Origin of the sequence: Chromobacterium indicum (genome assembly GCF_039708975.1) — a bacterium.
GTDB lineage: Bacteria > Pseudomonadota > Gammaproteobacteria > Burkholderiales > Chromobacteriaceae > Chromobacterium > Chromobacterium piscinae.
Genome location: NZ_JAYFSJ010000009.1, coordinates 98,354 through 111,832, shown reverse-complemented (window position 1 = coordinate 111,832; position 13,479 = coordinate 98,354). Strand labels below are relative to the sequence as shown.

The 13,479-nt window shown below is 64.9% G+C and carries 13 protein-coding genes; 8 read left to right on the top strand and 5 right to left on the bottom strand.

Annotated elements, in window-relative coordinates; translation table 11 throughout:
* Positions 1 to 7 precede the first annotated feature (7 nt).
* The 3 genes from VA599_RS13770 to VA599_RS13760 form a co-directional block, all read right to left on the bottom strand.
* A complete protein-coding gene (locus VA599_RS13770; RefSeq protein WP_346789067.1) occupies positions 8 to 877 on the bottom strand; it encodes a carbohydrate ABC transporter permease in 870 nt (289 codons plus the stop codon).
* A gap of 79 nt (positions 878 to 956) precedes the next feature.
* Positions 957 to 2,213 carry an ABC transporter substrate-binding protein gene (locus VA599_RS13765; protein ID WP_346789066.1) on the bottom strand — a complete coding sequence of 419 codons (1,257 nt, stop codon included), beginning with the start codon at positions 2,211 to 2,213 and terminating at the stop codon, positions 957 to 959.
* Positions 2,214 to 2,223: 10 nt separating this feature from the next.
* On the bottom strand, positions 2,224 to 3,105 hold the full coding sequence (locus VA599_RS13760; protein WP_346789065.1) for a glucosamine kinase nucleotide-binding domain-containing protein: 882 nt from the start codon (positions 3,103 to 3,105) through the stop codon (positions 2,224 to 2,226).
* Positions 3,106 to 3,261: 156 nt separating this feature from the next.
* Here VA599_RS13760 and VA599_RS13755 point away from each other — a divergent pair, with 156 nt between their 5' ends.
* From VA599_RS13755 to VA599_RS13745, 3 genes are all read left to right on the top strand, one after another.
* Positions 3,262 to 4,473 (top strand): ROK family transcriptional regulator, encoded by a 1,212-nt coding sequence (locus tag VA599_RS13755; protein ID WP_346789064.1) that lies wholly within the window; start codon positions 3,262 to 3,264, stop codon positions 4,471 to 4,473.
* Positions 4,474 to 4,498: 25 nt separating this feature from the next.
* Positions 4,499 to 6,184: a glycoside hydrolase family 9 protein gene (locus VA599_RS13750; protein WP_346789063.1), complete on the top strand. Its 1,686-nt coding sequence runs from the start codon at positions 4,499 to 4,501 to the stop codon at positions 6,182 to 6,184.
* A gap of 140 nt (positions 6,185 to 6,324) precedes the next feature.
* The gene (locus VA599_RS13745; RefSeq protein WP_346789062.1) at positions 6,325 to 6,933 is read left to right on the top strand and encodes a hypothetical protein; all 609 of its coding nucleotides are present in this window, start codon (positions 6,325 to 6,327) and stop codon (positions 6,931 to 6,933) included.
* 63 nt (positions 6,934 to 6,996) lie between these two features.
* Here VA599_RS13745 and VA599_RS13740 read toward each other — a convergent pair whose 3' ends face one another.
* On the bottom strand, positions 6,997 to 8,316 hold the full coding sequence (locus tag VA599_RS13740; RefSeq protein WP_021477274.1) for a DEAD/DEAH box helicase: 1,320 nt from the start codon (positions 8,314 to 8,316) through the stop codon (positions 6,997 to 6,999).
* A gap of 433 nt (positions 8,317 to 8,749) precedes the next feature.
* Here VA599_RS13740 and VA599_RS13735 point away from each other — a divergent pair, with 433 nt between their 5' ends.
* Positions 8,750 to 9,793: an EAL domain-containing protein gene (locus tag VA599_RS13735; protein ID WP_346789061.1), complete on the top strand. Its 1,044-nt coding sequence runs from the start codon at positions 8,750 to 8,752 to the stop codon at positions 9,791 to 9,793.
* An 88-nt stretch (positions 9,794 to 9,881) separates the two neighbouring features.
* Entirely contained in the window at positions 9,882 to 10,709 is an 828-nt protein-coding gene (locus VA599_RS13730) for a hypothetical protein (protein WP_346789060.1), read from the top strand.
* Between the two features lie 102 nt (positions 10,710 to 10,811).
* Here VA599_RS13730 and VA599_RS13725 read toward each other — a convergent pair whose 3' ends face one another.
* A complete protein-coding gene (locus tag VA599_RS13725) occupies positions 10,812 to 11,609 on the bottom strand; it encodes a response regulator (RefSeq protein WP_346789059.1) in 798 nt (265 codons plus the stop codon).
* Between the two features lie 245 nt (positions 11,610 to 11,854).
* Between VA599_RS13725 and flgB the strand changes: the two genes are divergently transcribed.
* From flgB to VA599_RS13710, 3 genes are read left to right on the top strand one after another with little or no spacing between them, the layout of a single operon-like run.
* Complete coding sequence (flgB, locus tag VA599_RS13720; protein ID WP_346789058.1) at positions 11,855 to 12,268, top strand: flagellar basal body rod protein FlgB; 414 nt, start codon at positions 11,855 to 11,857, stop codon at positions 12,266 to 12,268.
* Between the two features lie 4 nt (positions 12,269 to 12,272).
* A complete protein-coding gene (flgC, locus tag VA599_RS13715; RefSeq protein WP_021477269.1) occupies positions 12,273 to 12,683 on the top strand; it encodes a flagellar basal body rod protein FlgC in 411 nt (136 codons plus the stop codon).
* 20 nt (positions 12,684 to 12,703) lie between these two features.
* On the top strand, positions 12,704 to 13,444 hold the full coding sequence (locus VA599_RS13710) for a flagellar hook assembly protein FlgD (RefSeq protein WP_158677676.1): 741 nt from the start codon (positions 12,704 to 12,706) through the stop codon (positions 13,442 to 13,444).
* Positions 13,445 to 13,479: the final 35 nt, after the last annotated feature.

The following is a 13,479-nucleotide window of genomic DNA, read 5'->3' as shown; positions in this document are numbered from 1 at the left end:
GTCGTCCTCAGCGGTGATCGGCGCGGATCAGCTTGAAATTCAGCCAGGCCAGCAGCAGGCAGACCAGGGTCAGCACCAGCCCAGCCGCGCTGCCGCGGCCGAAGTCCAGCTGGTTGAAGCCCTGGTGGAAGGCGTAGTAGAGCGCGGTGTAGGTGGCATTCATCGGCGCGCCGCGCGTCATCACCAGCACTTCCTCGAAGGCCTTGATCGCGTCCAGCGTGGAAATCAGGCTGCAAAACAGGATGGTGGGCTTGAGCATGGGCAGGGTGATGCGCCAGAAGCGCTGCCAGGCATTGGCGCCGTCCAGCCGCGCGGCTTCCTGCATCTCGGCCGGAATCGCCTGCAGGCCGGCGAGATACAGCACCATGTAATAGCCGATGCCGCGCCAGAAGGTGACGAACATCACCGAATACAGCGCCAGATCCTCGTCGCTGAGAAAACCGACATCGTGCTCCTTCGGTACCCATCCCAGCCAATGCAGCGCGCCGTTGAGCACGCCGTAATCGGCGTACATCCAGTTCCACATGATGCCCACCACCGACACCGTGGTGATCACCGGCAGGTAAAAGGCGGCGCGGAACCACTTGATGCCAGGCAGCGCCCGGTTCACCAGCACAGCCAGCGCGATGCCGGCCAACTGGATGGCAGGTACCACCAGCAGGTAGCGCAGCGAATTGCCCAGCGCCAGGATGAACACCGGGTCGTCCAGCAGGTAGCGGAAGTTGTCCAGGCCCACCCACTGCGGCGGCGAGATCAGGTCGTAGCGGGTGAAGGCGACATAGCTGCCGAACAGCAACGGCCAAAAAGTGAACACGCCCATCAGCAGCAGGGCGGGTGACAGGAACAGCCAGGCGTTGCGGGTGGAAGTCGGCGTCATGCTTGCGGTCCGGCTTGGCCTTCAAAAGAAAAAGCGCCCCTGCCGGAAGACGCGGCGAGGAGCTGAGGAGGGAAGCGGTTTATTTCAGCTGGCGGTTCCAGAAGGCGACGGCGTCGTCCAGCGCCTTCTGGGCGTCCTTCTTGCCGGTGACCGCGGCTTCCACGTTGTCGACCAGATTCTTTTTCAGATCGCCGACATTGGGCACGCCGATCAGCACCAGGGTTCGAATGTTGAGCGCCACCTTGGCGCCTTCGATGCGCGCGCTTTCTATCGCGCCGCCGCCGGCCGAGGTCTTGACGAAATAGCTGTCGGCCAGCGCCCGGCGGGTGGAGGGGAAGGTGGCGCCGGTCACTTTGGCGAAGGCCAGCTGCTGGGCGTCGCCGGTCAGAAACCTGGCGAACTTGACCGCTTCCTGCTGCGTCCGCGCCGGCAGGCCCTTGGATACCGACCAGCTGAACAGATAGCCGCCCTGGGCGATCTTGGCCGGTCCCAGCGGCGCCGGCTGCACCACGGTGGCGGCGTAGATGTTGCGCGCGTCGCTCTGGGTGCGCTGGGCCGAGGTGGGCGCGGTTTCCATCATCGCCAGCCGGCCGCTGTTGTACAGTTTGATGCTGGCCTGGTAATTGTCATCGGCGAACAGATTGTCCCTGGCCATAGCGCCGGCCTTGTAAGCGTCGGCAAGCTTGCGGATCAGCGCGGCGTGCGCGGGGCTGTTGAACACGGCCTTGCCGTTCTGGATCAGCGGCAGGCCTTGGCCCAGCATGATGCCGTCTATCTGGCCCAGCTGCGGCAGCAGGCCGGGCACGCCGGTCTTGGCCTTGATGATCTTGGCCAGGCGCAGCTCGTCGTCCAGGCTGGCGATCGGCCGTTTCGGGTCCAGGCCGGCTTTCTTGAACAGCTCGCCGTTGATCACCAGCACATTGATGTTGTTGTACCACGGCAGGCCGTACAGCTTGCCGCCGAAGCTGAGGTCGGCCAGCGCGTTGGGCAGATAGGCCGCCTTGTCCGCGCCCAGCGCGGCGTCCAGCGGAATCAACGTGCCTTTCTGCGCGTATTTGAACAGGCGCGGCACGTCGTGGTTGACCAGCGCCGGCGGGCGGCCGGCGGCGATGGCGGCGTTGAGCTTGGTTTCGAAGTTGTCGTTGAACACGTCCACCCACTGCACTTCCACGTCGGGATGCTGCGCCTCGTAGGTTTTCTTGACGTTGGCGAAGTAGCCGTCGAAGGTGGGCTTCAGCGAGTCGGTCCAGAACTCCAGCCGGACTTTTTCGGCATGGGCGGACAGGCTGCAGGCCAGCAGCGCGAACGCGGCCAGCGCGGGGCGGAACGGTTTCATCGTCTTCTCCTTATTGTTGCGGGTTCGAGCGTTGCAGCAGCAGCAAGGCGCCATGGGCGGAATCGCCGCGCGGCGCGACGAGGCGCTGGCGGAAGCCCGGCGGCAGCCAGTCGCGCAGCGCCTGGCCCAATCCGCCGCACAAGGCCACCGGCAATTCGTCTTTCGGGTCCAGCGCGCGGGCGATGGCCCAGGCGTCCTCACCGGCTTGGCGCAGCAGCGCGTCGGCTTCCGGGTCGACGCGGGCGGCGCTCAGCGCCAGCGGCGCCAGCCGGGCGAACTGGGATGGCGTGGCGCGGCCGTTCCAGTTCATCATCGCTTGCCAGTCGCCGCCGACGAATTCCAGCACCGCGCGCGTCAGCGGACTGTGGCTGCGGCGGCCGTCCAGCGCCATCTGGGTGAGCTGGGCGGCGCGCTGGCCCAGCCAGGCCCCGCTGGCCTCATCGCCGCTGGGATAGCCCCAGCCGCCCACCTCGCGGTGGCTGCCGTCGGAATACAACGCTTCGCCTATGCTGCCGGTGCCCAGCGCCACGATGATGCCGGGCTGGCCGCCGTGCGCGCCCAGCAGGGTGGTGTAGCCGTCGGTGGCCAGGCGAAGCTCGGCGAAGTCCGGAGCCAGCGCCTTGAATTCGCTCGCCCACTGTTTGTTGTGAACGCCGGACAGGCCCAGCCCCAGCGCGCACTCATGGACGGGCGGCACGGGAAGGCCGGCCTGCTCGAAAGCGTTGTTCAGCGTGGAGCGCACGGCTTGCCAAGCCTTGCCGATGCCCAATGACAGCGCCGAGGCGTCGCCTTCCGACTGGGCCAGCGGGGAGCCGTCGGCCGCGTTCAGGCGGATGCGGGTGCCGGTGCCGCCGCCATCCACGCCTATCAGGTATCGGATGCTTGGATTCATCGCTTGCCGGGCTTGCGGCCCGCCTCGTTCGAATGATGACATTTGAATTTTCACCAGTAAAGCATTCGAATTTTATTTCGTCAACTTGATTTATTTAAGTGCCGCTCGATGACAATGGCTTGTTTGGCCGGTGCGTCGCCGTCATACTTCCGTTTCATGAAAAAAACATCATCAGCCGCCGAGCCGCGCACGGTGTCGGGCACCAATCTCGAATACGCCCGCTCGCATAACCGCCGCGCGGTGCTGGAAACCGTGCGCCTGAACGGCCAATTGACCCGGGCCGATCTGGCTCGGCTGACCGCGCTGACGCCGCAGACGGTGTCCAATATCGCCGCCGAGCTGCTGGACGCGGGCATGCTGCTGGCGGGGCAGCCTTTGCGGGAGGGGGCGCGCGGACAGCCCGCCATTCCGCTTACCCTCAATCCGGACGGCGCTTACGCGGTGGGGATGCAGCTGGATCACCAGATGCTGGTGGCCTTGGCGCTGGATTTGTCGGGCCGGGTGCGGGTCAGGCTGGAGGCGCCGGTGAGTCGCCCGTCGCCGGACGAAGCATTGCCGCTGATCTCGGATCTGCTGCAGCGGCTGAGGCGGGAGTCCGGTCTGGACTGGGGGCGATTGCTGGGCTTGGGCCTGGTGATGCCGGGGCCGTTCGGCGTGGAGGGGATGACCTCGGTGGGGCCGACCACGTTGCCTGGGTGGGAGGGCGTGGACGCGGCGGGGCTGGAGCGGGCGCTGGGCCTGCCGGTGCTGCTGGAAAAGGACGCCACTGCGGCGGCGATAGGCGAGCGGCTATACGGCATGGCCAGCGAGCTGCGCAATTTCGTTTACCTGTTCATCGGCGCCGGGCTGGGCGCCGGCCTGTTCCTGGATGGCCGGCTGTACACCGGCGGCCGGCGCAACGCCGGCGAAGCGGGGCACATGATGGTGGTGCCGGCCGGCCGGCCCTGCGATTGCGGCAACTGCGGCTGCCTGGAACGCTACGTATCGCTGCAGGCGCTGTACGAGGAACTAGGCATCGCCGGCGGACCGCTCGCCACGCCGGAGCATCTGGCCGCGCGGGGGATAGACGCCGCCGGAGAGCGCTGGCTGGACGCCGCGGCCGGGCCGCTGCGGCAGGCGATCAATATCCTGGAATCCATGCTGGACATCGACGCGGTGGTGCTGGGCGGATTGCTGCCGCCAGTCTGGCAAGAGGCTTTGATGGCGCGGCTGCATCCGTTGCCGCTGTCGGTGCGCAGCAGCAGCGGAGAGCGCGTGCGGCAGGGCAGCGCCGGCCGCGACGTGGTGGCGCTGGGGGCGGCGGCCTTGCTGGTGTTCGACGAATTCAATCCGCAATACGAGGTGCTGCTGAAGGGCGGCCGGCGCTGAGCGCGCGGAATCAGACTGGAGGGCGATGATGGCGATGCGGTTCCTGTTCAATCATCTGGGCTTCGAGCGAAAGGCGGCCAAGCCGATATTGCTGCAGGCGAAGGCCGGCGCGGCGGTGGATGCCGTGGCGGTGCTGGATGCCGCCGGCAAGGTGGTGATGCGCGCGCCGTTGCGGGCGCTGGGCAGCGTGAACGGCTGGGGTGACGATCACTATTGGCGCGCGGATCTCGACGAACTGACCCAGCCCGGGCGCTATCAGCTGTGGCTGGAAGGCAGCGCGCCGCCGCTGGTGTCGGCGCCGTTCGAGGTGGCGGATGGCCTGTACGGGCCGGCGCTGTTGTCCGATCTGGTGTTCTATTTCAAGTCGCAGCGCTGCAGCGGCCTGTACGACCAGGCCGATCGCGCGGCGCCGGAAGAGGGCGGCGACGCGCGGCGCGACGCGCACGGGGGGTGGTTCGACGCTTCCGGCGATTGCTCCAAGTATCTGAGCCACCTGTCCTATGCCAATTATCTGAATCCCCAGCAGACGCCGCTGCTGGTCTGGAGCCTGATCCAGGCGCGGCAAGCCTTGCCGCAACAGGGCAAGTGGTTCGACGAGCGCCTGGTTGACGAGGCGCTGCATGGCGCCGATTTCCTGCTGCGGATGCAACATGAATCGGGTTTCTTCTACCAGACCCTGTTCGATGGCTGGAGCAAGGACGAGGGCCGACGCAGCTTGTGCGCCTATTCCACGCAGCAGGGCGTGCGATCTTCGGCATTTCAGGCGGGCTGGCGCCAGGGCGGCGGCATGGCGGTGGCGGCGCTGGCTGCGGCGTCGACGCTGCCGCGCGACGGCGAAAGCGAGCGGGCGGAATATCTGGCGGCCGCGCGGCAAGGTTTCGCCCATCTGCGGGAGCATGGCCGCGATTATTTGCCGGACGGCGAGGAAAACCTGATCGACGACTACTGCGCGCTGCTGGCCGCCTGCGAACTGTATGCGGCCTGCGGCGACAGCGATTACGCCGACGCGGCGGCGGAGCGCGCGGCCGGCTTGCTGGCCCGACAGCATGGCGACGGCTGGTTCTGGCTGGATCGCCGGCAAGGCCGCAGTTTCTGTCACGCGTCCGATGCAGGCCTGCCCTATATGGCGCTGGCGCGCTACCTGGAAACCTTGCCGGACGGCCCTTGCGCCGAGGCCGTGGAGCGGGGGTGGAAGCTAGGACTGCGTGGCGAGTTGGCCCGCAGCGCGGGGGGCAACCCTTTTGGCTATCCGCGGCAATGGGTCAGGCAGGCGGGCGAGATCGAAGGCGCGCGTTTTTTCATGCCGCAGCGCAATGCCAGCGGCTATTGGTGGCAGGGCGAGAACGCGCGGCTGGGCTCGCTGGCCGCTGCCGCCTGGCGCGGCGCGGCGCGCTGGCCGGAGCTGGCGGAAGACCTGGATGCCTACGCCCAGGCCGCTGTGGACTGGGTGTTGGGCCGCAATCCATTCGATGTTTGCATGTGGCAGGGGCATGGGAGGAACAATCCGCGTTACGAGCCGGGCTACTGCAACGCGCCCGGCGGGGTTTGCAACGGCGTCACCGCCGAGCCGGGAAGGGGCGATGGCATCGCCTTCCTGCTGCCGGAGCAGACCGACATCAGCCAGTCATGGCGCTGGAGCGAGCAGTGGCTGCCCCATGGGGCCTGGCTGATGCTGGCTTTGGCGCGGCGGCAGGCGATAGGCGGGGAATAAGAGTTATTGATATCAATCAAATTTTATTGTTTGTTTTTTAATATCAATGTCATTTTTTCTTGGCTTGCTTCACGATAGGCGACGCGGCGAGAAAGCCACTGGCATCGAATCGCCGCGATGACAACAGGAAAGGAACCGTGATGAAGTCCAAGATACTGCTTGCCCTGGCGGCAGGCGCGGCTTTTGCTGGAGCCAGTCCGTCCGTTCTGGCCGATTCCAATCAGGATTGCGATACGCGCTTCGCGATCATCGGGCCGGGGTTCAACCAGTTGAACACCAACGCCACCATCAACTACATCGGCGCGGTGTCGCCCAACCGGCTGTTGATCGCCGGCAATGTAAATGGCTACAAGGTGACCGGTTACATGGACCTGGTGGGTTTCACCGCCAGCGGATCCTGGGGCGACGAGGCGGGCGCGGCAGGCAGCGGCGGCGGAATCACTTCGATCGAAGTGCGCGACAAGGTCATGATCGTGTCCGGACAGGTCAGGCAAGGCGGCCCGCGGGGGCCTATCGGCTACCGGACCGCCCAGATCCAGTTCGCGGGCGACGTGTCGTTCTCCGGAGGCAGCGCCGGCAGTTCCGGCATCTCCAAGATCAATTACATCATTCCCTGGCCGTCCAATGTGACGAATCCCAACAAGGGCCTGCTTCTTGGCGGGACCGTGTTCGACAATCGCGGGCTGCCCAGCGGCAGTTTCCATTCGCCGAGCGCCATGTTGTGCAAGCCGGCGGCGACCAAGAAATAAGGAGCGGCGCGGACGCAAAAAAAACGGCGGGGATTCCCGCCGTTTTTCATTTCAAGCTCAACCTTACTGCGCGTTGCTGCGCGGACCGCGGTTGCCTTGGTAGCCGCCTTCGCGACGCTGGCCTTGGTAACCACCTTCGCGGCGATTGCCCTGATAGCCGCCGCGGCTGCCGCCGCCATTGCCGCGACGATCGCCGTAACCGCCCGGCTTGCCGTTGCGACGCGGGCCGCCCTTGGACGGGCGACGGGTCGGCTCCATGCCTTCGATCACGCCTTCGGCGATGGAACGCTTCAGGTATTGCTCGATGCGGCGCACTTTGTGCGACTCTTTCGCTTCCGCCAGGGTGATGGCGGTGCCGTCGCGGCCGGCGCGGCCGGTACGGCCGATGCGGTGCACGTAGTCTTCAGCTTGCTTCGGCAGGTCGAAGTTCACCACGTGGGTGATGGTCGGCACGTCGATACCGCGGGCGGCCACGTCGGTGGCGACCAATACCTTGATGCGACCGCGACGCAGGTCGTTCAGGGTGCGATTGCGCCAGCTTTGCGGCATGTCGCCGTGCAGGCAGGCGGCGGAGTAGCCCTGATCAGACAGCTTGTCGGCCAGCTCTTCGGTATACGCCTTGGTGGCGGAGAAGATCACGCACTGGTCGAAGCCGGATTCCTTCAGGATGTGATCCAGCAGGCGATGCTTGTGGTTCAGGTCGTCCGCGTACAGCAGGTGTTCGTCAATGGTGCCGCCGGAAGTTTCGGTGCGGGCGATCTCGATGCGTTGCGGATCGCGGGTCATCTTTTCAGCCATGCGGCCGACGATGCCGTCCAGCGTGGCGGAGAACAGCACGGTCTGACGCGATTCCGGGGTGGCCTTGACGATGGCTTCGATGTCGTCGATGAAACCCATGTCCAGCATGCGGTCGGCTTCGTCCAGCACCAGCATTTCCAGGCGGGAGAAGTCGATGCGGCCGGAGCGCATGTGGTCCATCAGGCGGCCCGGAGTCGCCACGATCAGATCGATCGGGCGGGACAGGGCGCGAATCTGGAAGCCGAAGGAAGAGCCGCCCACCAGGCAGGCGGTCTTCATCCAGCGCAGGTCCTTACCATATTCCAGAGCGTTCTTTTCAACTTGCTGCGCCAGTTCGCGGGTCGGGGTCAGCACCAGCACGCGCGGGCCTTGGCCCTTGCCGGTGGAGCGTTCCGACAGCTTGGTCAGCGCAGGCAGCAGGAAAGCGGCGGTCTTGCCGCTGCCGGTTTGAGCGGAAACCAGCAGGTCGCGGCCAGCGATGGCGGCCGGGACGGCTTCGGCTTGAACCGAGGTGGGGGAGGTGTAGCCGGCAGCTTCCAGAGCGCGCAGGATGGTCGGGGCGATGCCCAGATCGGAAAAGTTCATGTATGTCCTTTCAGGCCGGATGATGCCGGCGTCACTTATAGCCAGATTTCGTGGCGGTTATACGGCGCCTTTGGGCCGCAAATCATCGGCACTAACCTGGCAAGCGGCGAACAGCGGTCCAGTCGAAAGCGACATTATTGCTTGGACGAAGCCTGGTAAAGGGTCAGGGACGATGAAAACACACTCGGGCAGAGGCGTGGTGTGGGTTTGCCCGGTGAAATTACAAGAGGCCGGACTGTACATTAATTACGGCCCCAAGGCAACACTTTTCTGAAAAATGGCCGGATAAGTATTTGATTGTTTGTGTCTTGATTTGGACTATCCGCAAAAATAGCCTGCGATCGCCCTACCGGGCGGGGGGCGGGGCTGGCGAAGCCATCCCCGCTCGCTACACTGCACTATAAGGCAGCAGGCTGGGGGCGGGCGGATGCGGATGGGGCGGAAGTTGGCGGTGTGGCTGTCGCGGCGGGCGGCCGGGGCGGGCGCCGCGCCGGTGTATGCGCTGGCGGTGCTGGCGTGCGCGTTGCCGGCGCTGTTCCTGCCTTGGTGGCTGGGCCGGGCGGGATTTGATCCGCCGGACTGGCGCGGATGGACGCTCGGCGCGGAGGTGGGGGTTCTGGCCGCGCTGGCCGGGGCGATGTTCGCCGGCTGGCTGCGGCGCGGCGCGGGCGTGCGCAGCGCCAGCGACTGGGAAATACTGGAAGGCATACGCAACCAGGAGTTTTTCGTCCACTACCAGCCCATCGTCACCGCCGCGGGCGGAGAGTGCGTCGGCGCGGAAGTGCTGGCGCGCTGGCGCCATCCGATGCAGGGCAATGTGAGGGCCGACCTGTTCATCCGGGAGGCGACCGAGGCGGGGTTGATCGTGCCGCTGACCCGCTATCTGCTTAAGCGGGCGGCCGGCGAGTTGCGCCAGGTGGCCTTGCCGCCGGGTTTCATCGTCGGCGTCAATATCGCCGGCGAGCATCTGGCGATGCCGGAACTGGCGGACGATTGCCGGGAAATGCTGGAGATGCTGCGGGCCAAGCAGGCGGCGTTGGTGCTGGAAATTTCGGAGCAGACGCCATTGAGCGAGGCGTCCGGCGCGCAGGAGGTGATCCGAAGGCTCAAGCGGGAGGGGGTGAGGCTGGCGCTGGACGATTTCGGCTCCGGCTATGCCGACAAGGACTATCTGCGGCGCTGGGATTTTGATTATCTGAAGGTGGAAAAAGGCTTCGCCTCCGCATTGGGGCAGGACACGCTGCGCGGCAATGTGCTGGACGGCCTGTTGCCGTCGTCCCGCCAGCTGGGCGTGAGCGTGATCGTCAAGGGCGTGGAGACCGCAGGTCAGCAGAACTATCTGAAAGCGAGTGGATTCGAGTTGCTGCAGGGATTCTATTTCGGCAAGCCGATGGCGCTGAGCCACTTCCGGCAGTGGCTGTACTCCGGGGTTATCCAGGACCGGTCGCCTACGCGGCGAAAGGGCGGCGGCCATTAGATGCCTGGCGCGGGTTTTGGGGACGGGTTGGGGCATGGGGCCGCGTTTGCTACAATGCGGCCCTTTTTATTTCGAAGGAAGCAGTGGCATGGAATACGCCGTGCAACGCTACGCCGTCACCCGGCCTTGGGCCAAGCGAGTGGGGCAGCTGTATGCCCAGACGGTCCAGGCCGCCGAGGCGCGGGCGCAGATGAAGGATGTGATCAAGCGCGAGCTGGAGCGCGCGGCGCAAGTGTTCGAGATTCCGCAGGCCACCATCGTCTGCGAATTGGCGTTGGCCGAGGCCTGGGGACACTTCGCTCGCCACGGGCGCGTGGTGTCCCATCTGGATGGCGCGTTGGCGGCAGCCTTGGCCCACACCCGGCAGCCGTCGAACCTGCCCGATACGCTGAATCTCCCCGCAGCGGCCTTCTTCCTGCATGTGCCGGGCGAGGGCGGGGCCTTCATCGCGCATCAGCCGGAGCGCCGGGCCTTGCTGCTGACGATGGTGCGGATGGGCTTCGCGCCGGATGGCGTCAATTGGCTGCAGGCGGCGGATCAGGTGGAGTTGGCGCGGGTGGAGTACCCGGGCGAGCTGGCGCCGCAGCTGGAAAATGTGGCCGCCGATTGGCAGGGGCTGCTGTCTTCCGTATTGAACGGCCTGGCGATGATGACTCAGCCCAAGCTGGAGCTGGCCAAGGGCTGGGAGGCTTCCGCGCCGGCGGAATGGGTGGCGGAAGCCGCGCATCCCTCGTGTGTGAAAACCCGGCAGAAGGCGCGCAGCCAGCTGTTGAAGTCCGGCTTCGGCGAGGTGACTTTCTGCCGGGTGCCGGAACTGGCCGATGGCGTCGAATACGCCAGCCAGGGTTACTGGCGCCGCCAGTCTTTCGGCGCGGACAAGGCGCATTCGCGCCTGGTATGGGTGGCGCCGCGCTGAGTTTGGCGGGCAGGCCTTGCCCGGCGGCGCGAACGCGCTTGCCGAGGAGATGAAACGCCCGGTCTAGCCGGGCGTTTTTTTGGGGAGCCGATTGCGCTGGCGTCAGTACTCGTTGAGCAAGGTGCGGATCAGCTCGCGCATCTTGTCCATGTCGAAAGGCTTCTGGCAGCAGGCGGCGATGCCGGCGTCCTCCAGGTCATCCTTGCCGATATTGTCGCTGTCGCTGGTGATCATCATCACCGGCGTGTCCGGCTGGAGGCCGCTGCTGCGGACGTGGCGGGCGAAGTCCAGTCCGTCCATGCCCGGCATGTGGTAGTCGGTGATGATGAGCTTGAACGGCTCCTGCTCCAGATAGGGTATGGCCGCTTCGCTGCTGGCCGCCTCGCAGAAATGCTCGAAGCCCAGCTTCTCCAGCACCTGCCGGATGTGATGGCGCGAAGTGCTGCTGTCGTCGACGATGAGCACGTTCATCAGCGCCATGTCGGAGTCGACCTCGGCGCCCAGGCTGGGGCAGTTGAGGAAACTCATCACCGACTGCATCGCCAGATCGAACTCCTCAGGCGTGAACGGCTTGGGCAGGATGGCCAGGCTGCCGGCCTGGCGTATCGTTTCCAGTCTTTCCGGATTGGTTTCGCTGGAGATCAGGATGAAGGGCAGGTCGTACAGATCATCGCTTTCGCGCAGCTCCCGGACCAGCTCCGCGCCCGTGATGTCGGGCAGGTGGTAGGCGCTGATGATCAGGTTCGGCCGCCTTTGCCGGGCCTGCTCTATCAGCTCGCGGCCGGAAGGGTGGACTTCTATCTGGGCGGCGCCCATCGCCTCCAGCGCCTTGGTGATGATTTGGGCCTGCACCTGGGAGGGTTCGGCCAATGAGATCAGCAGTTGTTCCAAAGCCAGCATCGCTCTGCTCCGACATTCTACTTATTTACATTATTGTCGGTTTGGCACGATTTGGATGGGCCGGCAAGCAAAATCCTCAAATAGCTTGATGCGGATGGGGGCGGCAAGTTTTGCCGCCGCTCGCGCCGCGTCCGGCCTGCAAACTTGCCGCTTGCGGCCGAATCGGCGTGAAAACTTGGCTTTGCGCGGCTTTCAAGCACTGGCACACTTCGTGCTTTAGCGTAGGCCAGCGAGGAGATTGCCCAATGCTAGACAAGATTGCCCACTATTTCGATTTTCAGCAGCGCGCGCTGAATTTGCAGGCCTATCGCGCCGAAGTGATAGGCAGCAACATCGCCAATGCTGAAACGCCGTATTACAAGGCGGTGGATTTCGATTTCAAGTCCGCGCTGCAGGCGCAGGTGGACAAGCAAGGGCAACTGAGGCTGGCTCAGACCGACGCGCGCCACATCGCCAATCAGGCTGGCGAAGGCTCCGGCACGCCGCTGCAGTACCGCAGCGCGGTGCAGCCCAGCCTGGACGGCAACACGGTGGACATGGACGTGGAGCGCGGCGCTTTCGCCGACAACGCCTTGCAGTATCAGACCACGCTGGCCTTCCTCAACAAGAAGATCAGCGGCCTGAGCTCGGCAATCCAGGGCAGCGGCACGGGAGGCTGATTGAATGTCACTGTCTAATCTCTTCAATATTTCAGGTTCGGCGCTGTCGGCGCAATCGATGCGGCTCAACGTGGTGGCCAGCAATCTGGCCAACGCGGAAAGCGCCACCAGCTCGACCGGCCAGCCTTACAAGGGGCGCCACGTGGTGTTCACCGCGATTCCGGTGGACAACGCCCAGCCGCAGGTGGCCGGCGTGCGCGTGACGTCGGTGGTGGAAGACCAGTCGCCGCCGAGACTGAAGTACGAACCGGGCAATCCGCTGGCCGACGAGCGCGGCTACGTGACCATGCCCAACGTCAACGTGGTGGAGGAGATGGCCGACATGATCGCTGCCTCTCGCGCCTACCAGAACAACGTTGAAATGATGAACACCGCCAAGACGCTGCTGCAGAAGACGCTGCAGCTCGGTCAATAAACTACTAAAGGGTGACGGCCATGGCTACCGCAGCAACGAACGGCATCGGAAACGGATTCGATTACACCAACGTGAACAGCGGCCAAGTACCGGCCGGCTCCATTCAGTCGACCAACAACGCCGGCACGAAGTCCAGCAATTCGTCGGTGACCAGCGCGCAGGCGATGCAGAACAATTTCCTGACGCTGCTGACCGCGCAGCTGAACGCGCAGGATCCGCTGAATCCGATGGACAACAGCCAGATCACCAGCCAGATGGCGCAGATCAGCCAGGTGGCCGGCCTGCAGACGCTGAACCAGACCATGCAGCAAATGGTGTCGGCGCAGAGCGCCACCCAGTCGCTGATGGCCTCCAGCATGATAGGCAAGAACGTGATGGTGGCCGGCAACACCCTGACCGCGCCGGCCGCCGGCCAGACCACCCAGGCGGGCGTGTTGTTGAACGGACCCGCCGCTTCGGTGCAGGTCAATGTGCTGGATCAGAACGGCAATGTGGTGGATACGGTGCCGCTGCAAAATCCGGGCAAGGGTTTGACAACCTTCAGTTGGGACGGCAAGGACGCCAACAACAACCAGTTGCCGGCTGGCGGCAGTTACACCTTCCAGGTCAAGGTGGCGCAGGCCAGTTCGTCTGGCACGACCGCCGCCACGGCCTACAACACCCAGCAGGTCCAGGCGGTATCCTGGGCCAATGGTACGCCGATGCTGGTGCTGCCGGGCAACAACCTGGTGCCGTTGTCCAATGTCGCGCAGATGTCCTGAAGCACTCTGCCAAAATAAAGCTTGATGAGGAGCAG